25 protein-coding genes and 1 other RNA gene are annotated in these 24,639 nt (G+C 37.2%); 3 read left to right on the top strand and 23 right to left on the bottom strand.

Annotation, left to right across the window (positions count from 1 at the left end; all coding sequences use genetic code 11):
- The first annotated feature begins 257 nt into the window (after positions 1-257).
- On the top strand, positions 258-608 hold the full coding sequence (locus JNUCC76_RS01500) for a group-specific protein (protein ID WP_454155203.1): 351 nt from the start codon (positions 258-260) through the stop codon (positions 606-608).
- 297 nt (positions 609-905) lie between these two features.
- Here the strand turns inward: JNUCC76_RS01500 and JNUCC76_RS01495 are convergent, their stop codons facing one another.
- From JNUCC76_RS01495 to bioD, 21 genes are all read right to left on the bottom strand, one after another.
- Positions 906-1,667: a helix-turn-helix transcriptional regulator gene (locus JNUCC76_RS01495; protein ID WP_454155201.1), complete on the bottom strand. Its 762-nt coding sequence runs from the start codon at positions 1,665-1,667 to the stop codon at positions 906-908.
- Between the two features lie 989 nt (positions 1,668-2,656).
- Positions 2,657-3,562, bottom strand: a complete 906-nt coding sequence (locus JNUCC76_RS01490; protein WP_454155199.1) for a DMT family transporter — start codon at positions 3,560-3,562, stop codon at positions 2,657-2,659.
- A gap of 295 nt (positions 3,563-3,857) precedes the next feature.
- Entirely contained in the window at positions 3,858-4,406 is a 549-nt protein-coding gene (locus tag JNUCC76_RS01485) for a hypothetical protein (protein ID WP_454155197.1), read from the bottom strand.
- A 277-nt stretch (positions 4,407-4,683) separates the two neighbouring features.
- Positions 4,684-4,866 carry a hypothetical protein gene (locus tag JNUCC76_RS01480; protein WP_394455180.1) on the bottom strand — a complete coding sequence of 61 codons (183 nt, stop codon included), beginning with the start codon at positions 4,864-4,866 and terminating at the stop codon, positions 4,684-4,686.
- A 913-nt stretch (positions 4,867-5,779) separates the two neighbouring features.
- Positions 5,780-6,137, bottom strand: a transfer-messenger RNA (tmRNA) gene (ssrA, locus tag JNUCC76_RS01475).
- A 52-nt stretch (positions 6,138-6,189) separates the two neighbouring features.
- Positions 6,190-6,993, bottom strand: coding sequence for a carboxyltransferase subunit alpha (accA, locus tag JNUCC76_RS01470; RefSeq protein ID WP_454155196.1), 804 nt, complete (start codon positions 6,991-6,993; stop codon positions 6,190-6,192).
- Positions 6,994-7,836, bottom strand: coding sequence for an acetyl-CoA carboxylase carboxyltransferase subunit beta (locus JNUCC76_RS01465; protein WP_454155194.1), 843 nt, complete (start codon positions 7,834-7,836; stop codon positions 6,994-6,996).
- Between the two features lie 56 nt (positions 7,837-7,892).
- Complete coding sequence (accC, locus tag JNUCC76_RS01460) at positions 7,893-9,269, bottom strand: acetyl-CoA carboxylase biotin carboxylase subunit (RefSeq protein WP_454155192.1); 1,377 nt, start codon at positions 9,267-9,269, stop codon at positions 7,893-7,895.
- Between the two features lies 1 nt (position 9,270).
- The gene (gene fabZ, locus JNUCC76_RS01455) at positions 9,271-9,702 is read right to left on the bottom strand and encodes a 3-hydroxyacyl-ACP dehydratase FabZ (RefSeq protein WP_014324251.1); all 432 of its coding nucleotides are present in this window, start codon (positions 9,700-9,702) and stop codon (positions 9,271-9,273) included.
- A gap of 79 nt (positions 9,703-9,781) precedes the next feature.
- Positions 9,782-10,240, bottom strand: a complete 459-nt coding sequence (accB, locus tag JNUCC76_RS01450) for an acetyl-CoA carboxylase biotin carboxyl carrier protein (protein WP_454155189.1) — start codon at positions 10,238-10,240, stop codon at positions 9,782-9,784.
- A gap of 3 nt (positions 10,241-10,243) precedes the next feature.
- Positions 10,244-11,506: a beta-ketoacyl-ACP synthase II gene (fabF, locus tag JNUCC76_RS01445; protein ID WP_454155187.1), complete on the bottom strand. Its 1,263-nt coding sequence runs from the start codon at positions 11,504-11,506 to the stop codon at positions 10,244-10,246.
- Between the two features lie 122 nt (positions 11,507-11,628).
- On the bottom strand, positions 11,629-12,360 hold the full coding sequence (locus JNUCC76_RS01440) for a beta-ketoacyl-ACP reductase (protein ID WP_454155185.1): 732 nt from the start codon (positions 12,358-12,360) through the stop codon (positions 11,629-11,631).
- 1 nt (position 12,361) lies between these two features.
- Entirely contained in the window at positions 12,362-13,300 is a 939-nt protein-coding gene (locus JNUCC76_RS01435; RefSeq protein WP_454155183.1) for an ACP S-malonyltransferase, read from the bottom strand.
- A gap of 58 nt (positions 13,301-13,358) precedes the next feature.
- A complete protein-coding gene (locus JNUCC76_RS01430; protein WP_454155181.1) occupies positions 13,359-14,324 on the bottom strand; it encodes a nitronate monooxygenase in 966 nt (321 codons plus the stop codon).
- Between the two features lie 50 nt (positions 14,325-14,374).
- Positions 14,375-14,614 carry an acyl carrier protein gene (locus tag JNUCC76_RS01425; protein ID WP_002815886.1) on the bottom strand — a complete coding sequence of 80 codons (240 nt, stop codon included), beginning with the start codon at positions 14,612-14,614 and terminating at the stop codon, positions 14,375-14,377.
- A 75-nt stretch (positions 14,615-14,689) separates the two neighbouring features.
- Positions 14,690-15,661, bottom strand: a complete 972-nt coding sequence (locus JNUCC76_RS01420) for a beta-ketoacyl-ACP synthase III (protein WP_454155179.1) — start codon at positions 15,659-15,661, stop codon at positions 14,690-14,692.
- Positions 15,662-15,673: 12 nt separating this feature from the next.
- Complete coding sequence (locus tag JNUCC76_RS01415; RefSeq protein ID WP_454155177.1) at positions 15,674-16,132, bottom strand: MarR family winged helix-turn-helix transcriptional regulator; 459 nt, start codon at positions 16,130-16,132, stop codon at positions 15,674-15,676.
- Positions 16,125-16,571: a 3-hydroxyacyl-ACP dehydratase FabZ gene (fabZ, locus tag JNUCC76_RS01410; protein ID WP_014324248.1), complete on the bottom strand. Its 447-nt coding sequence runs from the start codon at positions 16,569-16,571 to the stop codon at positions 16,125-16,127. Before fabZ (JNUCC76_RS01410) ends, JNUCC76_RS01415 begins: the two co-directional genes overlap by 8 nt.
- A gap of 135 nt (positions 16,572-16,706) precedes the next feature.
- Positions 16,707-17,516, bottom strand: coding sequence for a metallophosphoesterase (locus tag JNUCC76_RS01405; protein WP_454155176.1), 810 nt, complete (start codon positions 17,514-17,516; stop codon positions 16,707-16,709).
- 203 nt (positions 17,517-17,719) lie between these two features.
- Positions 17,720-18,739, bottom strand: a complete 1,020-nt coding sequence (gene gap / locus JNUCC76_RS01400) for a type I glyceraldehyde-3-phosphate dehydrogenase (protein ID WP_454155174.1) — start codon at positions 18,737-18,739, stop codon at positions 17,720-17,722.
- A 196-nt stretch (positions 18,740-18,935) separates the two neighbouring features.
- Positions 18,936-19,613, bottom strand: coding sequence for a dethiobiotin synthase (bioD, locus tag JNUCC76_RS01395; RefSeq protein WP_454155172.1), 678 nt, complete (start codon positions 19,611-19,613; stop codon positions 18,936-18,938).
- Between the two features lie 298 nt (positions 19,614-19,911).
- Between bioD and JNUCC76_RS01390 the strand changes: the two genes are divergently transcribed.
- Complete coding sequence (locus JNUCC76_RS01390; RefSeq protein ID WP_454155170.1) at positions 19,912-20,481, top strand: biotin transporter BioY; 570 nt, start codon at positions 19,912-19,914, stop codon at positions 20,479-20,481.
- 38 nt (positions 20,482-20,519) lie between these two features.
- On the opposite strand, the gene JNUCC76_RS01385 is transcribed toward JNUCC76_RS01390, so the two are convergent.
- Together JNUCC76_RS01385 and metG are read right to left on the bottom strand one after the other, a co-directional pair.
- Positions 20,520-21,503 carry a biotin--[acetyl-CoA-carboxylase] ligase gene (locus JNUCC76_RS01385; protein WP_454155168.1) on the bottom strand — a complete coding sequence of 328 codons (984 nt, stop codon included), beginning with the start codon at positions 21,501-21,503 and terminating at the stop codon, positions 20,520-20,522.
- A 107-nt stretch (positions 21,504-21,610) separates the two neighbouring features.
- Positions 21,611-23,719: a methionine--tRNA ligase gene (gene metG, locus JNUCC76_RS01380; RefSeq protein ID WP_454155166.1), complete on the bottom strand. Its 2,109-nt coding sequence runs from the start codon at positions 23,717-23,719 to the stop codon at positions 21,611-21,613.
- Positions 23,720-23,976: 257 nt separating this feature from the next.
- Here metG and JNUCC76_RS01375 point away from each other — a divergent pair, with 257 nt between their 5' ends.
- On the top strand, positions 23,977-24,630 hold the full coding sequence (locus JNUCC76_RS01375) for an HD domain-containing protein (RefSeq protein WP_454155164.1): 654 nt from the start codon (positions 23,977-23,979) through the stop codon (positions 24,628-24,630).
- Positions 24,631-24,639 lie beyond the last annotated feature (9 nt).

The following is a 24,639-nucleotide window of genomic DNA, read 5'->3' as shown; positions in this document are numbered from 1 at the left end:
TATATAAAAATCTTAACTTTTTACTCACAAAACTTAAAATACACTCTGTGGTCTAACTCATTTGATAGCATCATTTCCCCTTCTGATAAACCGATATATAATAATGACTTTCGCATCTTATTACGATAAAATATAACCTGTGCCCACATTTTCATAATTCTAATGTTGATATCTAATTCCCATATTTATTAAAATAACTCAAATATTATCTTGTAGTTCCTATTCAATTTATATAATATTGTTCAAAGAGAATGAACATGTCTCAAAATATCAATACAAAATTTTATATGGCTAGTTCTTTTAGATATTCAAAATTAATTAACGATTTGTCTGATATACTAGAAAACTTATCATTTGTGCGCACCTATAACTGGACAGTTAATAAGAAAGCCGGTTCTATTAAAAAACTGCGTGAGATTGCTAACGATGAGTTGCAAGGTGTTGAGCAAGCAGACTTTCTTGTTTTCATCTTTCCAAGTGGTAAAGGAGCTAATATTGAATTTGGTATTGCCACTGCTCTAAAGAAAAGAATATATATTTTAGATGTCAATAATGAAATAGAAAATTTTAATCTAACATCCACATTCTACTTTCTACTTTCTGGATAATGTTAAGTCATTTAAAGGTAGCCAAGATGATTTTGCAAAATTTATTATTGATTGTGAGACAAAGTAATTTATCCCCACATATAATAAAAGCCACGTTCTAGTTTTAAACTAGGTCGTGGTTTTATTGTGCTTATTTTACGTCGTATATTGTGTTTGTAGCATCCACACACACTAGTCTATGTTTAACATAACAGCAAGGTAAATATTCCTGCTGTTTAATCAAAATGAGGATAATGACTATTTGATCAGCGATAAGAACTCTAAAAATAATTGCAAATTCTTTTATTTATTGACAGACTATTCAACAACCAGCTCTTGGATAGCTTGATGAAAATGAATCTTATTGTTTAATGTATCATTTGGCGACATATTTAGGCTTAAATTATTGTGATTTTTAGAATAGGCAAGTCGAGTAATCGCTGAAACATTGCTCTTCATTACTGTGTTAACTGAGCTTCCAGGCACTATTCTAGCAATTTTGACGTAACTTCCCTTGTGATAAGCCATAACGTACGGGTCTTTGACTCCAGGATTCAAACCCGTGGCTAGTGTCAACTTCGTCCACTCCGTTCCCATCTCATTGTCAGAAAACCATCTAGTCCAATACCCTCTGTGTTTGGCGTTTGCTCTAATGACCTTTTCACTAGGTAATTTAGTATAACCCACCGTGTACTGTAGAAAAGGATTAAATCTATCTATCCCATCAATCCCTTTTTGATAGCCGACTGTTAGAATAACAACCCATAGTACTAGAAGCATGAAAACAGACCCTAATAGTAAAGTTGCTCTCTTATATCTTTTTTTCAATGACAAATCTTTAGTAATCGTGTCTGCAATGTTCTCTTGTTTCTCTGTCATGGTTTCTTCTCCAAAAATTATTTTTTCGAAAGATACATCAAATAAACTACTTAATTCTCTCAAGACATCTAAACTTGGATAATTTTTACCATTTTCCCAGGCAGAAACTGTTTGACGGCTAACGTGGACAATTTCTGCTAATTCCTGTTGCGTCAATTTTTTATTTAACCTTAAATTTTTAATATCTTGTTCAAAAGTCATATCTTTCACCCTTAATTTAACTTGAATACTGATACAATACTAGCAATGAAAGCTGGCATATGTAAAGCAAGAAAAACTGGCATTTTGATATACCAGTCTTTTAGCTATATATCTGTCATGTGTTAATAAATTCTCAACAAGAATTTTATATTGTGTGCAAAACTCAGAACATTTACTCAGAACATTTATATACAACATAACAGTGTTTCACAATTCTATACTCAATCAACAAAAACATGTATAGAATAAAAACACAATCTTGTTTTAACCTAGATTGTGTTTTTATTCTTATTTAACACTGTGAGAACCACTTTAAACTTTGTTAATTGTTTTATCTGCTCTTATATACTAATTAATCTCTGTATTTCACCTAGTATACGTTGAATATCAGCAAATATACTATACAGGCGTGTTCAGGGATGAAACTTACTAAATGTATCATGACCCAATATGAACAACCGTAGGTTTACCTAGACTTGTGAGTGTTTATAATACACGCTCAATCATCTGTAAACCAATAATATATGTAGAGTTATTAAGCTAAAGCCGCGAATTACGACCTTAGGTACCTGTATTTTACCGACCTCTTTTTATGTATTGTTATATTCTGGATAATCAGGTCGATTTCGACCGGTTTAGTTTTTATGTCACTGTAATCAATTATTTTTGAATATTCCCGCCCCGTTTAGGATCAGTACACATTGGGTCCGTCTTGTGTCAAACAACAAATTTCAAAACATTGTCATATCAATGTTTCCAGCGCATTCATTTCTAAAATAAGCATAGCTTATCACTACTGCCACAAGGGTTTAGCACACTTTAAATGTAATAACTTTTAAATACGAAAGCACACTCTATATTAATACTAGAGTGTACTTTTTACATTGGAATGGCTTAATTAGTTTTACAGCATCAAAGTAGTATATGCATTGTTAATTTCTTAAAGGAACAGATATCTATTGAGAATCAAACAACTATGATTTTGGATATCATGAACTTTTGATACTTACTGACTTTGTAGGCCAACTAACTAATAGCACCGTTAGTAGTATCAAAATAATTCCTATAACTTGAAATAGCTTAAGATGTAATTGAAGCACCAAAACAGATAATAACGTTGCAGTTAAAGGTTCTAAAGTTCCCAGCAAACTAGCTACAGTAGATTTCAAATGGCAGAGACTCGCTATGTAAAGCGAGTATGCTAGTAGCGTTCCACCAAAAGTTACTACACCAATAAGAATAATTTCTGTGAAACTTAACCCCTGAGGCACTTTCCAAACTGGATTAATAAGGTTCTCAGCAAACCCACCAATAAAAAGACCCCAGGCAACAACTACTAAAGAACTTTGGGAAGATAACAATGGTTTAGGTATTAGCGTATAGCCTGCTACACCGAAAGCAGAAATGACTCCCCATATTAAGGCAGATAATGGCACAGAAAGGTGATTTAAGTTACCATTTGTAACGAGAAAGAAAACACCTATTAATGCCAAAAGAATAGTGATTATCTCTCTTCTACTTGGCCAAACTCTCATTTTAACGGTTAATAATATTAAGATTACTGTAGGACCCAAGGATTGTAAAACTGTTGCTGAAGCAGCATCCCCATAGTAAACTGATAAGAAAAAACTAGATTGCGCTAATAATACGCCAAATATACCAAAGCAAATTAACAACAAAACATCCACTTTGCGCTTAAAAATCTGAAAAATTGATTGTCCTCTAACAAATAGCAGGAGCAATAAAATTAATCCACTCCAAAACATTCTTGTTCCCACCAACCATTCAGGTCTTATATTATTATTGCGAAACAGAATTGATGCGATGACACTGCTGATTCCAAATAGTGTTGCACTCAATATACCGTACATAACGCATTTCTTTTTTTGATTCATATTTCCCCCATGCTTTTTAAGCACTTGCATATTTTATCAAAGTTACAACATTAATAATTCAAACTAATAAATTATTAATATAAATTTAACCTTAGATGCTATGATTCATGTATATAAAAGTTTATTAAATTAAAATCAACATCATGAGCTTATTTCAAATACAATGTTTGCTTTTCTCGATTTAGCTTTGACTCCGAACAAAAGATCCAACCTGCGCATCTGTTTTAGATTCGTAAATTGGACCGCGTATTTTTATGTACTAAAAAACGCAATTAGATTGAACTAATCAGCGGTGTCAAAAATTTTTTACCAATATTTCATGGTCTATATACGATGATAGTATATCTCTAAGTTGAGATACACCGTCAGACACCATCTTATTTTTTTCAAAAATCATCATGCTGTATTTCCCTAACTTAACAATGAAAAATTCGTTTGTTTCATAAACATCAGTAACACGTGAATTTACAATATGAGAGCTACTACCATCACTAAACGTTCTGGTTATGCTCTCTTCATTTAATATGATTAAGTTTTCATCAAACGCGCCATTAGCTTTGCTAACTTTAATTGCAGAACGAAGCGAAAGCTCAACTTTTAGATACCCAAGCAAACCACCAAACAGAACAGCTAAAACAAAGCTCACCGTGAGAAAAACTGCCCACCCTGCACAAAAGCCAAACGTATGTGCATCATATAACACGTAGGCACTGAGGCATGCAAACAAGAAAAACATTACGCCCATGTATAGAAAAGTAACTTTTGCTCGCAAATTATTGATGTCGGCGTTTTGTGTAGCCGCTTTTTTAAAACTCTTTGGTGTTAAATGTGTGTGATATTCCATGACTTCTTCAACTTTTATTTTTTTAATTGTATCAAATGTTTCTCTCCAATAAAAAAGCACCCGTTAATGTGCATGTATATCTCATATGTAAAACAGGTTGATTCGACCAGTTTAGCTTTAAGTTACCATAATCGTAAGCTGTGTTGGATAATGACCGTAATGATATTAAACCTAGTATGTGCCTGAACTTCAATCTGCTAAAGCATATATTTATTCAGATACCTGTCATAATGACAAATAGTACAACCAATCGTATTTTTATTCAAGTTTGTATTAACTATATCGTTCGTGTATGAACAACAACATATCTTTTATGCTGTGCATTATTATTTAAAAACATTTGGGCAGTATTAACATCAGCAAAGCTCATTGCTTTTGTTTGATCAGATGTCATTAAAAACTCATCATTCTCAAAGCTCGCAACATACTGACTAGTAACTTTGTTTTGTATCAGTACCATCTACTATCTCCCTAGTAACACAAACTACCTACCCAACAACTAACTATATTCAAAAATGTTTCTATTTGTGGCTATCATCTAATTATTTACAATCACAATGTACGACGGCTCTCAAGGAATTATTATTAAAAGATGTAAACATAAAGCGTAATATGAATTCCATAGTGAGAGAGAAAAATGAAGAGTCATCATGTTTTCATTTTAACATATTTTTAATATATCTTTTTCTGAAGTATTATCATTATTTACAAAGCTAGTATTACATGCTTTTTTACTGATCAATAACGGTAATATAATGTAGGTATTTTATGTGCTGGAATTATATTACCTCCTAATGTCGCTATAACATTGTGTAATAGCAATTTTCTTGTCGTTCACAACGACCACGGAATAATTCTATGCGTATAAACGGCTTATTGTCTCTATACTTGGTTATCACTTGTAGCCCTGGTCAAGTTTGCTACTAAATTCATCTAACGCTGTTTTAACTAACTTTATAAAGGCTTTATTCTCTCGCCTATACTCATTATCCCTGTCAGGATAATTGTTCATGTATTCAATCTGTAAATCTATTATCCCTCTCTAAATAAAATAGCTTTTCAATATTTCACGATTAGTCCATGTGGTCGTCATATAGGTCCTATTTATTTACTATGTATATATGCTATTATAACAACTGTTTATACGCATAATAACTACTAATATGCGATTAATATAGGACGATGACTTTATGTGCCATTTCTCCAAATAAAAAACGGCTTAAATGCCGTTACACTACTTACGCGCTCGTTTTAATTTTGTACCTAAAAAAGTACCTTTTTGTTTGAAATACCATGCAATATAGTGCAACGTTTTTCATAAGAAAAGGCGCTGCATAAGGTTTTTGAAACCTTATGCAGCGCCTTGAAATGCTAAATGGATCTGAGGGGAGTCGAACCCCTGTCCAAATCGCCCGATACATCAATATCTACGTTTATAGGGCTATTATTTCAATTTCATTATATTGTGCGCCACAGCTCAAGGCAATTCAATATAACTAATCTGATTCATTTAATGCTGCTTCTCCAGATGTAAGAAGCAGTACGATCTGGCCTTTTATGGCCTAACCTCAGACGCCAGCAACCAAGATTAAGCTACGCATCACTGTTTTTTAGGCAGCGATAGCGAAAGAGTTTTCGTTTTTTGCAGTTAAAATTTCTGCCCGTTTTGCGCCCGGATGGCGAAACGCAATCAATGCTCTAAACGACCTGTCGAATTCCAAAAACAGACCCGTATAAAATCTACTCATTATCTGAGAGACTTTATTATAACATATTTATCGGATTAGAATGCTCTAAAGCGGTTGCGTCGCTTCATTAATAGTTCATCCGGTGTTAATTGATTCAGTGTATTTATCTCATCATTTAATCGCTTCCGAATTAAGTTGAAAACTCGGGGATGATTACGAGACTCTGGAATAATATACTCAATAACATTCTTCTCCAAGAGATCTTTAGCAGTTAGTCCCATAACAGCTGCTGCTTCTTCACTGCGTTTACTATCTTTCCAAAGAATTGATGCAAATCCTTCTGGTGATAGTATCGAATAGGTTGCATTTTGGAACATCCAAACTTGATCAGCCGTGGCCAAAGCAAGTGCACCACCAGAGCCTCCCTCACCATATATGATAGAAATCATTGGAACGGTTAACTTCATTGAGTCTAGGATTGATTTTGCAATTGCCTCACCCTGCCCTTGCGCCTCAGCCTCTTTACCTGGAAAAGCACCTGGTGTATTAACAAACATGATAATTGGACGATTAAATCGATTAGCTTGTTGCATTAAACGTTGAGCTTTACGGTATCCCCATGGCTCTGGCGAACCATTACGTTTACTCAACTTGTCATGAATATCTGTACCTTTGTCAACAACAATCACCGTAACAGGCCGGTCTGCTAAAAATGCAATGCCCCCAATGATAGACATATCGTCACCACCAAGACGATCACCATGCAATTCGACAAAGTCTGTAAAAATGCCATCAATGATTTCCCGTGCCATAAAACGGTCTTCACGGGATTTTTTAACCACTTGTGCTGGCGTTAATTCACGTTTAAATAATTTCAGTCCACTTAAAATATCAGGCATTTATTCGGCCTCCGCTGTGTGCAATCTAACAATTTTAGCAATAAGTTTAGCCAATTCTGGTCTTGGTACAATTTGATCTATGAACCCATTTTCTTGTAAAGTTTCTACTCGTTGAAAATCTTTAGGTAGCTTTTCATGGATTGTTGACTCAATCACACGTGCCCCAGCAAACCCGACAAGTGCGTGGGGTTCAGCTAAAGTAACATCTCCTTGCATAGCAAAACTTGCAGTTACTCCGCCAGTTGTAGGATCAGTTAGCACAACTAGGTACAATAACTTAGCTTCCTGATGGGCTGCAACAGCTGCCGAAACCTTTGCCATTTGCATCAAAGAATCAATTCCTTCTTGCATACGTGCACCACCAGAAGCGGTAAATAAGACAACAGGAAGTTTATGAGCGGTTGCATATTCAAACAAACGAGTAATTTTTTCACCTGTCATTGATCCCAATGATCCCATCATGAAATAGGAATCCATAATACCTAAGGCAACTTTCTCACCTTCAATATTTGCAGTTCCCGTCAAAACAGACTCTGCAAGTTCTGTTTGTGATTGAGCGCGCTTTAACTTTTCTGCATATCCTGGAAAGTCGGGGTGATCCATTTGAATGTCCGCATCCATCTCTTCAAAGTTTTGAGTCAATAATTCAACACGTTCCCATGCTTGGAGACGAAAACCATAATTACAATTTGCACACACACGATATTTGCCAAGCTGTTTATTGTACATTTGTGCACCACAGTATGGGCACGCTAGAAAGAGCCCATCAGGAATGCGTTCATTAACCGAAGCATCTCTTTTAATTTTTGATGTATCGCTATTTTTATTGTTGTATAAATCCATATTAAATGTCTCCATTTACTAGAATACCGCACACGTCAAACGCATGCGGCATTGTATTATTCATCTTCTGATAAGCTCTCAGTCCACCGTGGTAAGAATTCAGTTTCTAAATAGCGTGTATCAAATTCCCCACGCTGCACGTGTGGATCTTCCAATAAAGCTTTTTGGAAATTCAAACTTGTAAAAATGCCATGCACAACAGTTTCATCAACAATGCGGTGAATTTTTTGAACCGCTTGTTCACGAGTATCTGCCTTGACCACCAATTTACCAATCATTGAATCGTAAAATGGTTGGACTTTATCGCCCACAAATAGTGCGGAATCGATTCGAACACCAGGTCCTCCGGTAGGTAAAAATACAAGATCAACTGTGCCTGCACTTGGTGCAAAGTTACTTTCAGGTCTTTCTGCCGTCAAGCGTACTTCGATGGAATGACTATTAACTTGAATATCGTCCTGTGTTATCGATAAATCTTGCCCTGCAGCGACTTCTATTTGTAATCTAATTAAATCTAAATTGGTTACCATCTCAGTGACTGGATGTTCAACCTGAATACGAGTATTCATTTCCATGAAGTAAAAATTGCCTTCATGGTCCTGCAAAAATTCAATTGTTCCAGTATTCTCATACCTTATCGCTTGCGCAGCTTTTGTTACAATATCACCTAAATAAGCACGCATCTCAGGTGTTACACCCACAGCAGGTGATTCTTCCAACACCTTTTGATTTTTACGCTGTAATGAGCAGTCACGTTCTGGTAGATAAACAACATGCCCATTTTCATCTCTCAAAAGCTGCATTTCAATGTGTCGGACATGTTCCATCACTTTTTCAATGTACATTTGATCATCACCGACAGACAGGCGCGCTTCATTTTGGGCATCATCAAATTTGTCGCTCAATTCATCTTCGCTATAAACAAAACGCATGCCTTTTCCACCACCACCAGCAGCGGCTTTTAGCAACAAAGGATATCCGATACGATCAGCAACAACCTTAGCTTCAGAAAAGTCACGGATGAAACCGTCAGATCCAGGAATAACCGGAACACCTGCTTGACGCATTTCTTCACGAGCATTAGCTTTGTTACCCATTAATTCAATTGTGTCTGGACGTGGGCCAATCCATTTAATTCCTACTTCGCCAACCATTTCAGCAAATAGAGCATTTTCTGACAGAAAGCCGTATCCTGGATGAATAGCTTCAGAACCTGTTAATAGTGCTGCACTCAGAATGTTTTTCATATTCAAATATGAATCTGTTGGCTTAACACCACCAACTGCGATTGCTTCATCAGCAATTTGAACGTGCAAACTATCTTTGTCAGCTGTTGAATAAACAGCAACCGATGCAATACCCATTTCTCTCAATGTCCGAATAATACGCACCGCGATTTCTCCACGATTTGCCACTAGAACCTTTTTGAACATTTTAGTCTCCAATAATAAACGTCAATTCTGCTGTTGTCGCTTTTTTGTCACCAACCCAAACAATACCCTTACCAGTACCAATTGGTCCGCGTAAACGATCCAAAGTAACTTCTAAACGTAGTTGATCTCCTGGGCGAACCATTCTACGATAACGAGCCTTTTTAATGCCCCCGAAGTAAGCCGTCTTACCCTTAAATTCAGGCATAGATAACAATGCAACCGCACCAGTTTGAGCTAATGCCTCGACAGTCAAAGCACCCGGAAAAGTTGGATTCCCAGGGAAATGCCCTTGGAAAATTTCTTCATTGACACTAATATTTTTAATTGCTACTGCTCTCTCACCCGGTACTAACTCTTCCACTGTATCTAACATAAGCATTGGATAACGGTGAGGTAATATTTCTTGAATTTGTTGTGTATTTAGAATCGACATTTTGGCTCCTTCGTAGTACGTATTATGTACGTTTGCATGATATTTATATTTCATACCGATACAAACCTTAAAATTACATTTAATCTGTTGTTATTCTATAGAGTGGCTTATTGTAGTCCACTACTTCTTCGTTAGCAACTAGTATTTCAGCTACCGTTCCACTGACTTCACTATGAATTTCTGTCATTAATTTCATCGCTTCAATCACAGCAACTGTTTCTCCCACTGAGACTTTATCACCAACTTGTTTGAACATTGGTGCATCAGGTTTTGGTTGCAAATATACTGTTCCAACCATAGGAGCAACAATTTCAGTTCCTGTTTTAGGCGTTTCAGGTTCTGCAACTACTGGAGCTTGCTCTGATGTAGCAGCGGCAGGAGCAACTACTGGAGTTGGAACTGGCGCGCTCACAACTGCTTCATTTTTGTTCTTTGATAAATGCAAACTGAATTCGCCATCAACAACTTTGAATTCGCGTAAAGAACTGTTCTCTAAATCAGCAATTAATCCACGAATTTCTTCAATATTTAAACTCATCAATTACACTCCTTCATGCCATTTCTTAAATACGATGACAGCGTTGTGACCACCAAAACCATAATTAGCACTCATTACATACTCAGGTGCTTGATGTTTGTTTTCTTTATCAACTAAATTTACTACCTTAGTGTCCTCGTCCTGTTCATCAAGACCGACGTTTACTGGCAATTCACCACGTGTCAAAGAACCCACAGAAATCAAAGCTTCAATAGCGCCAGCAGCACCAAGCAAATGACCCGTCATTCCTTTTGTTGAAGAAACAGGTACTGTATTTTCTCCAAACACAGTGGCAATAGCATGCGCTTCACCCGAATCATTTGCTCCTGTTGCTGTTCCGTGAGCATTAATATATGAAATCTGGTTTGCTTCCAAATTAGCGTCATTTAATGCATCACGAATTGCTCGCGCAGCACCCTCACCATCTGGGGATGGTGACGTCATGTGATAGGCATCAGATGATGCACCATAACCAACTAATTCCGCAAGAATATGAGCTCCTCGTGCTTGCGCATGTTCTAGACTTTCAATAACCAAAATTCCTGAACCTTCACCCAAAACAAATCCATGACGATTCTTATCAAAAGGCTTTGAAGCTTGTGTTGGATCTTCTTCCTTTGATAACGCAGTTAAGGCTGCGAAACCTGCAATACCAATTTCGTTAACTGTCGCTTCTGAACCACCAGTTAACATGACATCGGCTTTACCAGATTGAATACGCCAGAACGCTTCACCAATCGCATTTGTTGCTGAAGCACAAGCTGTAACGATTGTTGAATTGATGCCCTTTGCACCAAAACGTAACGAAACATTTCCTGATACCATGTTGGGAATTGATTCAGGCACAAACAATGGACTAACACGTTGTGGTCCTTTATCATGCATCTTGATTACTTGATCTTGGATAGTAGTCAAACCACCAATACCATTGCCCAAAATCACACCGAATCGAGTAGAATCAGCAACAGTGGTTGGTTCATCAGCACCTTCTTCTGCCTTTAATCCAGCATTAGTCAAAGCCTGATCTGCAGCATCAACCGCATACTGTGAAAACAAATCCATCTTACGTGCATCACGCTTACCAACACGAGCTGCGGGATCAAAGCCGTCTACTTGCCCTGCAACGGTAATACCCGTTTCTGAAGCGTCAAATTTTGTAATTGGCTTAATACCAATTTTTTCATTGAAAATACCGTCCAAGAAAGACTGTGTATCGTTTCCTAATGGCGTTACTGCGCCAAGTCCTGTAATTACTACGCGTGTCATAATATTAAGAGCGTGGACGGACACTGATTAAAAAGACATCATACTAATGAATTTAAATCAAATGGCCGTGAACGCATTTCCTTTCTGTATGTTCTCAGTGCCTCACATCAATACATTATGCGTTAAATGTATAAACCACCATCAACTGTGATTGTTTGACCGGTAATATAATCATTACCTGCCAAGAATAATGCTACATCTGCAATTTCCGAAGCTTCACCAAAACGAGATAATGGAATATTTTTTAGAATTTCTTCCTGTGTCTTTTCTGGCAATGCACCAGTCATATCTGAAACAATCATACCAGGGGCAATCGCATTTACTCGAATGTGGCGACGTGCACCTTCCTTAGCTAGAGTCTTTGTCAAGCCGACCAAACCAGCTTTTGATGCAGAATAATTCGCTTGACCCATGTTGCCCATTAATCCAACAACAGAGGCTAGATTAATAATTGCACCATGCTTTTGTCGGATCATCTTTTTAAATACAGGCTGTGTCACATTAAAGGTACCGTTTAAGTTTACGTTAACAACCTGTGCAAAATCTGCTGGTGTCATCGCAATAGCTAGCTGATCCTTTGTAATACCAGCATTGTTGATTAATATGTCAATACCTGAAAAGTTTTCTTGCTTGTATAATGCTTTTAGACTGGATTCCGCTGCTTCTGCATCAGCGATATCAAACTGTAATGTTTTTGGTTCTGACTTAAACTCTGCTAAAGTTTCAGGGCTAATTTCTGAACGAGCATGTAAAATGACGTTTGCTCCTGCAGCATCAAATGCCTTTGCAATTGCAAGCCCTATACCACGTGATGAGCCTGTTACTAAAACAGTTTTATCTGTAAAATCTGCCATATTATACCTCTTCTGCTGTGAGCAATTCTTTTACTTCATTAAAGCTTTCTAAATCTTTAATAGCGTATCGTTTCACATCCTTAGGAGCAATTTTTTTAGCAAACTTAATCAATGTATCCGAAGGACCAACTTCAATAAATGTATCAACACCTGCATCTAACATTTTTTTCATTGCTTGCGCAAAATATGTTGGCGATACAATTTGTTTAGTTAACGTTTCATGGAGATTCGCGATAATAAACGGTTCACTTGTTGTGTTGGAATAAACAGGATAATTCACATCCGCAAATTCTTCAGTTGCCAACCGCTCAGATAACTGAACAGCAGCATCTTTCAATAACGGGGTGTGAAATGCACCAGAGACTGGCAAATCAATCGTACGCTTGATGCCTGCCGCTGTTAATGCCGCTGTGGCCTCGTCAACATCAGCAGCAATTCCGCCAATGACCAGTTGGGCAAAAGTATTATAGTTTGCTGGGAAAACTTGCTTCCCTTTGGCCTGCAGTTGAGCTAAAACAGCTTCAATGAGCTTTTGATCTTCGCCCATAATTGCCGCCATCTTACCAGGATTTGCGTCTCCAACCGTTTGCATATATTGTCCACGATCTTTGATAATAGCAACAGCTTGTTCAAAGTTCATTGCCCCAGCTGCTGTCAATGCCGAATACTCGCCTAAACTCAATCCCAGAGCCGCAATTGGATGCTGCAGAGCACTACCCAAAGCATTCACAATGGCATTACTCATAGACAAGATAGCAGGTTGTGCATATTGCGTTTGTGCAATTTTATCGGCATCCTTCATCACGCCAGATAAATCATATCCTAAAACTTTAGAAGCTCGATCGATTGTTGATTTATATTCAGGAAGTGCTTCATATAAATCTATGCCCATACCGGCTTGCTGTGCGCCTTGCCCGCTGAACAATAATCCAATTTTCATGTTAAACCCCATATACTATATGTAAAAAAATAAAAACTAAAATTAATCAGTATTATAATTACAATGTTGTGTTTTCGATGCCCATCAAATCTGTAGCCTGAGCCCAGATATCGGCAAGAATATCGGCTGCTGGTTTCTCATCTTTGATCAATCCAGAAATTTGACCAGCCATGAAGGCGCCACCTTCTTTATCGCCTTCTTGAACGGCACGGCGTAATGTACCAGACTCAAGCTTTTCAATGGCTGCAGCGTCTGGCTTTTCTTTTTGTAATTCATTTACTTCATTTTTAACAAATGACTTTGCCATTTTATTTTTCAAAACACGGGCACGATTACCCAATAAATTACCTGTGACAATCGTATCAATATCTTTTGCTTTAAGTATTTTTGCTTTGAAATTCGGATGAACTTCCGATTCAGTTGCTGTTAAGAATCTTGTACCCATTTGCGCCCCAGCAGCTCCCAACATGAAGGCCGCTGCAACACCACGTCCATCACCAATACCACCAGCTGCAATTACTGGAATATCAACAGCATCAGCAACTTGTGGAACTAAAGCCATGGTGGTCAGCATACCAATATGTCCACCAGATTCCATTCCTTCAGCAATTACGGCATCAACACCCTTTTTTTCCATCATACGCGCCAATGACACTGAAGGAACAACAGGCATCACTATGATTCCTGCCGCATGTAATTCATCTAAAAATGGTGATGGATCACCAGCTCCAGTGGCAACCACTGCGACTTTTTCTTCGATAATAACATCAAATACTTCTCGAATATGACGGCTCAACAACATTACATTAACTCCGAAAGGCTTATCTGTTAATGCTTTTGCACGTTTAATTTCTTTTCGTACATCATCGCCATGCCAATAACCTGTGCCGATAAAGCCAAGTCCACCAGCCTCTGAAATAGCAGCTGCCAAAGCGCCTGTTCCAGCCCATGTCATCCCACCTTCAACAATTGGGTATTTCATGCCTAATTTTTCAAAAATAGGGTTCATTGTTTTAACTGTCATGTTCTCATCCTTAAAAATTATGTTATGTACGTGACAAAATGTCACCTAAATTACGCTGCTAATTGTTCTTTAATCTTATCAACCAAGTCTTGAACAGTCTTGATATCTTCAGCAACAGCCAACTTAATATCAAAATCATCTTCAACACGGTTCAAAACTTCAAACAAGTCCAATGAATCTGCATCAATATCATTTGTTAAATCTGTTGTTAATGAAACTTCATCTTCTTCTAAATCAAATTGATCAACCAAAATTTCTTTTGTCTTGTCAAAAATTTCTGCGTCTGTCATGAGTGTTTTTCTCCTAAAATCTGTTTTATGTATTTTCGTTAGATTTTTGCGGTGCAGCCGACTACACCGATAGATTTAAATTTTCCAAATTTGTGCGCCGACAGTTAAGCCACCGCCAAAACCAGCAAAGGCAATCGTTTGACCAGCATGAATTGTATTAGACTCTATTAATTCATCTAATAAAATACCGATACTTGCTGCACTAGTGTTGCCATTTGAAACCATGTTGGTTGGGAACTTAGATATAGGCTGCCCAAACCGTTTAGCAATAGAAGATACAATACGTGCATTCGCCTGATGTAATAGATAATAATCAACATCATCAGCCGTAACTTGAGCTGTCTCTAAAGCTGCTTGCAAAGCTGCGGGAACCTCACGAGTTGCAAAGTTATATACTTCCCGACCATTTTGATGAAAATAGGGGTCTAACGGGCTAATATTTTCTGAAAATGGGTTTGTATTGGCAAACCTACCAGCTACTAAATTGTCACCCTTTGCACCAAAAGTCCTAAGTTCTTCACCTAAAAGTCCAACATTATCCTGTGTCCGCTCCACAAGTACCCCTGCGGCACCGTCACCAAACAAAACTGCCGTGGTACGATCTCTCCAATCAACTAATTTTGATAACACTTCTGCACCAATAATTAATCCACGTTGATAGCGTGACATTAACAAACTCGAGGCGACACTTAAGCCATAAACAAAACCAGAACAAGCCGCGCTTAAGTCAAATGCGAATGCATTAGTAGCACCAATGTTAGCCTGGACAATTGCTGCTGTGCTTGGCGATAAGCTGTCTGGTGACATCGTGCTAACAATGATAAAGTCAATGCTGTCTGGTGAAACACCACTTTTCGCCAATATTTTCTTTGCAACTTCACTAGCCAAATCACTAGTGTTTTCCGTTGTCACGACATTACGCTGATGAATACCTGTCCGAGTATAGATCCATTCATCATCAGTTTCCATCATTGTACTGAGCTCTTGATTCGTCACTTGTCGATCTGGAATTTGACGTGCTGAAGCAACGATTTTCAATTGTTCCATAATTCCCCTCTTTTAATGATTAATTATCTGTGCTAAATAGCTAACCAAATTATGGATCGCTTGTTTGACAACGCTCACGTCGTTTGGTGACATATTTTTTACCAGATTGTGCGTTAAATCTCTGTGGAAGCCTTGATGAGCGCGATAAACGACACGCCCCTTATGCGTTAAGCCTAATCTTACCACACGCCTGTCTTTACTGGAACGACGTCGCTCAACATAACCTTTTTCAACCAATTTATCAATGGCTGCTGTCATAGAACTTGGCGTCAAATGAATAATTTTTGCTACCTGTGAAGCACTTTTTTCATCATACATTGAAATAGCTTCAATGGTGTGCATGTCTTTTAAGGTTATATCAGAGAAGTAACTACGTTTTAAAGCAGCTTCTTCTATCCACATGACATTATTAAATACACCAACTAGTTCAGTATTTATTTGTTCAAAATCAGTTGTAATTGCTTCATTCATCTTTTTCATCTGGCGCCACAACGAACATCAACTCGGCTGATGTAGCTGTTTTACCATCGACTTTGGCTTCAACTAACACACTACCCATGTTAGCACGTAGCTTACCAAATGTGACATGTAACTTCAATACATCGCCTGGTTTAACCATTCTTTTAAATTTAGCGTTATCGATTCCTGTCATGTAAGCTGTCTTACCTTGAAATTGCGGTGATGACAGAATCAAAATCGATGCTGCTTGAGCTAGTGATTCAATGATTAAAACACCTGGCATCACTGGATTTCCAGGGAAGTGTCCTTGGAAAAACTGTTCGTTAATGGTCACATTTTTGACAGCGACGATTGATTCATCTGGGACCATTTCTTCCACGTAATCCATATAAAGAATAGGATAACGATTGGGAATTAAGTCCATAATTTCTGTTGTTGTAAGAACTGGCATGATTGATTCCTCTTTAAAATACTTTGATAATCGAAATATCTGATAGTCAAAATATTATCATAATTTATTTCGATTGTCAAAGTGTTCTAAAATCATAGTGTTTCCTTAATAAATAAAAAACACCTACCCGGTGTTTTAAAATTCAAGTACAACTAGTCTTTTTTGCCATTCTGTTAGAAAATCATCGCTTGACCATTCGTGAACACGTTCGGTGCTATAACCCACAGCAGCATTATAATAAACATTGTTACCAAACTTTAACGGTGCAGGATGCAAATGCAAGTGCCCTGTAATTGTTGCAATAGTATATGATTGATCGACAGTCTGACCAATTTTCGAACTGCCAAGGAACGCATTTGCTATATCCAATCGCGTGTTTCCATTTGGAAAACGTCTGATATAGTCTTCACGTGGCACAAAATGGCTTACAACTATAGTCTGTTTATTACCCGCAGCCAAGAGCTGATCCTTAATTTGTTTTAGGTTAATATTAAAACGTTCTTTATCACTTATTGGTTGCTTAATACGTCGGTCATACCAAAAGCTATTTTTAAACGATTGGATTTCTTCTTCTGTATAATCATTACCGACGAAACTATAATCATACCAACCATTGTTGCCAATAAGCCGAATATCATCAGTTAAGTCAATATACTTGTTATGAAAATACAACTCGTCGATATCACTCTCAAGTTCTTCATATGTAACATTTTTACCCATATCATGATTCCCAGCCAAAAAACGAATGGTTAATTTGTTTTTTACTAAGTCTTGCATATTACGCGCAAATGCTAAAGATTGCTTGAAGTCATTAAACAAATCGCCAGCAATAACGTAAACGTTCACATTTTTGTTCAACAAATAGAGCGCTTGTGCCCTCATAGCGCGTTCAACATTAATTTTATTTAAATCAAAATGATTATCAGATGAAAATGCAACTTTCACAAATAGAACTCCTGTTCGATATTTGAATAAAGTATATCATATTTTTTACTATAAATACCGACAAGTAGCTATTTATTTAAGATTTGCTTGCCTCTTTTCAAAAAATATACATAACAGAATACCTCACAATAAAAAAACACACCAAAGTGTGTTTTCTAATTATTATGATTTAATACACTAACAGGTAAGACAGAATAATTATCTTACACTGTAGCGAAGTGCAACAATGTACGGATCATGTTTGAAGTGAAACCGTATTCGTTATCATACCATGCAGCAACTTTAACCAATTGTTGTCCTTCACCAGCAACAACTTCAGTTTGTGTTGGGTCAAAGACAGTACCATGCGTGTCGTTGATGATATCAGTAGATACCAAGCCATCACCATTGTAACCAAATGAATCTGATTCGTACTTCTTCATAGCTGCATTAACTTCTTCAACTGTAACGTCCTTCTTCAAGACTGCAGTCAATTCAGTAATTGAACCATCAGGAACAGGAACACGGATAGCTGAACCAGTCAACTTACCATCCAATGAAGGAACAACCATTCCGATAGCCTTTGCGGCACCAGATGAATGTGGCAATGAGTTTGAAGCTGCGTCACGGTTAGCTTGACGCTTTGCAAACTTAGCTGACTTAGGACCATCTTGCAAGCTTTGTGAAGCTGTGTAAGCATGGACTGTCAACATCAAACCAGTCTTAACACCGAATTCTTGTTCCAATACGTTAGCGATTGGAGCCAATGATTGCGTTGTGCATGAACCAGCAGAAACAATCTTATCGTCTGCAGTCAAGATGTCTTGGTTAACACCGTAGACAACTGTAGGAACTGCACCGGCTGGAGCTGAAACCAATACCTTCTTAGCACCTGCATCCAAGTGAGCTTGTGACTTTTCTGCTGATGTATAGAAACCTGTAGCTTCCAATACGTAATCAACACCATCGTTAGCAACCCACTTCAAGTCAGCAGCGTTACGTTCTGAGTAAACAGCATAGTGCTTACCATTAACAACAATACCTGTGTCGTCAGAAGAAACATCAGCGTTTAAAGTACCATGAATTGAGTCATACTTAAGCAAGTATGCCAACATATCTGGGCTTGTCAAATCGTTGATGGCAACAACTTCAATATCTGAAGCCTTGTCTGACAACTCAAGAATACGACGGAAGGCCAAACGACCAATACGTCCAAATCCGTTAATACCAATCTTAACAGTCATGTGTTTTAGATCCTCCAAAAATTTTTGACTTTAGTCAACACCATTATTATAGCACAAAGTGCAGTTTTGAGCGAATGTAGCTGTTTAATATATCAATTTGTTTTTTCTTAACATGAGTGCAGATAGTACTCTCATTAATCTCAAAATTTATAGCATTATTTGTTATTTAATCTGATTATTTACTATGATCAATAAATCACATTAAAAGATTTATATCCAAGTACTTTTCCAAGGGTATTTCTGCGATTAGCTGATGGGTAATCCATGGCAATTCACCAATTATTGGTACATCAGTCATCTCTTTTAATAGTGTTAAATTCGTATCTTCTACTACACCTCTGTGTTTGACACCATTAAAAATTATCCCCGCTATGGTTAGATTGTTGTTTTTAGCAAATTCAATGGTCAATATAATATGATTAATCACACCCAGCTTGTTTGGTGCCACAATAATCAACGGTAAATTCAATGCACACGCCAAATCCGTGACGGTAAAATTATCTCCGTACGGTACTGTAATGCCGCCTGCTCCTTCAACCAACATGCCCTTGTGTTTCTGAGCTAATATATTATATTTTTTCAATACATCATCTAATGTATAGTCTGTTTTTGCGCGCTTTTGAGCTAAGGCTGGTGCAAGCGCTTCATCCCATTGAAAAGGATTAATTTCTTCTAAACTATCCAAAACATTTGCACCGGCTTTTAAAATATAGGCATCGCTACGAGGATTCTCTCTGCGTGTACCACTCATCAAAGGCTTAAAGACACCAATATCTTGATTATGTTTATTGAAATAACGTGCCAACTCAGCCGTTACAAAGGTTTTACCGATTTCCGTATCAGTTCCTGTAATAAAATAGCCCTTATTCTTCATGATTCATTTCTTCCATGAGAGTTTGAATGCCCTCCTTAATTATGGCAGTCATTTGCTTTATTTCTTCTTTTGTTGCAGTCAATGGCGGCAAGAATGCAATTGTGTCACGTAATTTGATTCTCTTCCCACTTTCAATAACAATCGTTTCTTATAATCCATACTTTCCTCCAAACTTTTGTTAACCTAATTATATAAATAGGTTAACATATTTGACAAGTAAATACATGTATAGTAAATTGTTTTTGTTATCCATTTTAATAAATAAGGGTAACATCTGACATTGAGAGGATTATATATTATGTATCAACAAACGAACGTTAGCGCTAGTGCACAAACTATCTGTAAAATAGGTATTTACTTTGCTTTATTGGTGGTTTCTGCCAAAATAGCTATTCCGATTCCTTTTTACGACTACATTTCGCTACAAACGGCGTTTATCTTTTTAGTTTATCCGATTCTTGGTGCCGAGTATGGTTCTTGGTTGACAATGTTTTACCTTTTTTCCGGACTACTCGGTTTACCCATATTTGCATCTGGTGGCGGGCTAAGTTATATATTCAAGACAACATTTGGTTTCTTAATCGCTTTTACACTAATGCCCTTTTTTGCTGCTATCGTTAGAAAGGGTAACAAACTATTTAACCATCACCAATTTTTGAATACCTTGATAAGTAACTACATCTGCTTAATTATCGTCCATTTAATTGGCTTTGCATACAAGTGTTTTATTATTAAATTTTACATAGGCAACATAATTAATGTCACTGGTATACTAGGTTTTACCAGTTTACTTGATTTTTTAATTGATGTTGTTTTAATCTTTTTTGTAACCTTAGCAGAGTTACAAATTATCAAAAGAACCCACTAAAAAAGCAACTATAGTCTATGTAGTTGCTTTTTTAGTGTCTAACCCTGGTATTCATTATTTGGCAGCAGTAATTTAGTAATTTCACCAGAATTAATGCGCTCTAGGCCCTGTTTCGTATCAAGCACTAGGCAACCATCATTATCGATTTCTCTAATTATTCCCGTTAAGTTCATCTGGCCTCGCTTTAGTTCTACTGATTGTCCAACACCAACCACCTTTTTACGATATTGCGGTATGTAATGCCCGTCCTGATAATCCTGGTACATGTCAAAAAAGTTATTAATTAAAGAACCGACAACCTCATTTCTTGATACAGTCATTTCATCGGTCAGCGAACCTGCTTTTTGAGAAATCTCCTCTGGAAATCCACCATCAGGCGTGGCAAGATTCATACCAATACCCACAGCTAAAGATGAAAACTGTTGACTTTCAAAGTCCGTAATAGCTTCGGTCAAAATACCACCGACTTTCTTGTTGTTGTACAATAAGTCATTGACCCACTTAAACTGAAGATCAATATCAAATACTTCTTTAACCATTTTCGAGACAGCTACTGCCGTACTGGTCGTTAAACGACCGGGGTTTACTATCGTCTCCACTGGTAGTGGCAAAGCAAAAGTGACGTACATGCCCGTATTTTTCGGCGAAAAAAACTTTCTTCCCAATCGACCAATTCCTGCCGACATGCTTTCACTAACAATAACCGTATTTTTAGTAATTTCACCAGAAGAAAGCTTCTCTCTAGCATACACATTTGTAGAGTCGATTGTGTCAAACACTCTCAGATCCACATCAGATTTTAAATACTTTTTAATGCCAACAGCAGAAATTTTAGCGCCCTCTACATATCGATATCCCTGCCCACGAACACTCTCGATAAAATGCCCTTGAGACTCAAGCTTTTTAACAGACTTCCATATAGAAGTTCTGGTAATTCCTAACTGTTGCGCAATTGCTTCACCAGACACCCAATCGTCAGCTGTATTAATCAACAAAGCCAACAGTTTATCAGCTGTACTCATCACTTTCCTCCACTATTATCACAATGTTTACTTTATAATTGATTTTAGTTAACAATTATCCTTACGTCAAATCAAATAAAAAACAACTCCGAAGAGTTGCTCTTTTATTATTCAATTCCTGAACCCGGTTCAATTGAATCCGGCAATATCGTTACAGTAACAATATCATTCTTCTCGGCAGACAAAATCATCCCCTCAGAAAGTTCACCAGCCATTTTTCGTGGCTTCATATTAGCAACAATAGCAACCGTTTTACCCACCAAAGCAGCAGGATCTGAATACCACTTACGAATACCCGACAAAATTTGACGTGGCTTCCCTGATCCATCATCAAGCGTAAACTTTAATAATTTTTCAGACTTAGCAACAATTTCTCCAGCTGTAATTTTAGCAGCCAAAATTTCAACTTTATCAAAATCATCATAAGTAATCAAATCCTTAGCTGGCGCCACCTGAGCTGCTTCTTTCGCTGCCTCTTTAACCGCACGCCCTTTACCTTTGGTGTCTTTTGAAACTAGTCCTGAAATAAAGGCCACTTCTTCTTCAACATCTTGGCGTGGGAAAATTGGTTCACCCTTCTTGACAACATGACCGCCAGTTGGTAACTTACTGAAAGTCAAACCTGCAATGCCAACACCTTTGTCAGAATAATCTAATCCTAATTGATCAAAAATCTTCTTTGGTGCTTGTGTTAATACTGGCTGTAACAAAACAGCAGTAACACGTAATGCACCAGCCAGATGAGCCATTACGCTAGGCAAAACTTCCTTTTCATTTTCATCTTTTGCCAACACCCATGGTTGTGTCTCATCAATATACTTATTTGCACGACGGATGATTTTCCAAACACTTTCAAGTGCGTCAGCAGTACGTAATTCTTTAAAGTTTTTGTTGTATTCAACAATGGCATCTTCTACAGTTCGAACCAAGTCTTCATCAAAAGAAGTCTTGCCTGTCAGTAGCTCGGGAATAACCCCATCCACATATTTATTGATCATGGCTACTGTACGATTCAACAAATTACCTAAATCATTAGCTAAATCATAGTTAACACGCGCCACAAAATCTTCAGGTGTAAATACACCATCATTACCAAACGGCATTGAACGCAACAAATAATAGCGAACTGCATCTAGACCATAGCGTTCTTCAAGCACTTCAGGATAGATGACATTACCCTTTGATTTAGACATCTTACCGTCTTTCATCACAAGCCAGCCATGACCTACAACTGATTTAGGCAACTCTAATCCCAATGCATGCAACATAATTGGCCAATAAATAGTATGGAAACGGACAATTTCTTTTCCAACTAATTGAACATTTGCAGGCCAAAACTTATCAAATAGGGTTGTATCGTCCGAATTATAACCTAGAGCAGTAATATAGTTAGCTAATGCGTCAATCCAAACGTAAATCACATGCTTCTCATCCCCTGGTACTGAAATACCCCAGTTAAATGATGTTCTCGTTACTGCCAAATCTTCCAACCCAGGTGCAATGAAGTTATTAATCATTTCATTCATTCGTGCTTCTGGTTGAATAAACTCTGGATGTGTTTTGTAATAATCAAGTAGCCAATCTGCGTACTTACTCATTTTGAAGAAATAAGCTTCTTCTTTAACAAGCTCGACTTCGTGTCCAGATGGCGCTTTTCCGCCAATTACTTTGCCTGCGTCATCACGATAGACTTCGGCTAATTGAGATTCTGTAAAGTACTCTTCATCAGAAACAGAGTACCAACCTTCATACTCGCCTTTATAAATATCCCCATTTTCTAGTAGTTGCGTAAAGATTTTAGCAACTGCTTTTTCATGACGATCTTCAGTTGTACGAATAAAATCATCGTATGAAATATCCATAAGCTTCCACAAATCTTTGATTTGCTTAGCCATGCCATCAAGAAAATCCATTTCAGATATGCCTGCAGCTTCAGCTTTTTGTTGAATTTTCAATCCATGTTCATCTGTACCAGTTAAAAAATAAACATCTTCACCCAGTAAGCGGTGGTATCGTGCTGCTGCATCAGCGAGCACCGTTGTGTAAGTGTTTCCCAACTGCAACTTACCAGACGGGTAGTAAATTGGCGTGGTAATATAAAAGGTCTTATCCTTTTTTACTGAAAATTGCTGTTCTGCCTTTGAAAACTTGTCATAAATGACAGCCGAATCAGTGTGATTTCCGGTATTAAACAAAATATTATTTGGTTCTGACATATGAGTCTTCCTCTTTCTTTAAAACACTCACAATAAAAAGAATCGTCTCTTTCTACGTTAAGCATGATTTTTACCGTATGAGGTAAAGTTATATTAAAATAATTATAACTAAAATAAAGAATTTTTCATAGAGACTCAAGTTATTATTTATGATATATTGAGACTTTTACGAATTAATCGAACTTTAAAACGCAATTGCCTAGATATAGTTTAAACTAATTAATAAGCAATCGAAATAAAAATTAAAGGAAATTAAAATGGATCAACTTGAAATGATTAATCGCTATATGAAAGACGCACTTGCCAAAGATAATACTGGACACAGCATTGATCACATTAACCGCGTCCTTGCACTAGCTAACAAGATTCTTGCTCATGAGAAAAACGCAGATGCTTTTGTTGTACGTGCTGCCGCATTGCTGCATGACGTCTATGATGATAAATTATACGATAATCAGGAAGATATTCTTGTAGCAAAAAATAATATGATTTCATTTCTTCTATCCATTGGTGTGCATCCAGAAATGATAGAAGAAATCACCTATATCATCGACAATATGTCTTGGTCTAAGTCACTAGAAGGTGCTCAAGAACTCAATATCAATGGGCAAATTGTACAAGATGCTGATCGTTTAGAGGCGATGGGTGCCATTGCCATCACACGAGCAATTACTTATGGTGCAGTAAAAAATCGTGTATTGTATGATCCAGAAATTCAACCACATTCGCCAAAAAATAAAACTGATTATCGCAATCAAAAAAGTACAACAATTAACCATTTTTATGAAAAATTATTACTTATTCAGGATAAATTAAATACAGACACAGCACGTAAAATTTCTGAAAATCGTCAACAGTTCATGCTATCATTCTTAGCGCAATTCAAAGCCGAGTGGGAACTGGAACGCTGATTTCTATTA

The organism is Leuconostoc sp. JNUCC 76 (genome assembly GCF_053667755.1).
Note: the sequence above shows the minus strand (reverse complement) of the source record. Positions and strands in the feature narration are given on the sequence as shown.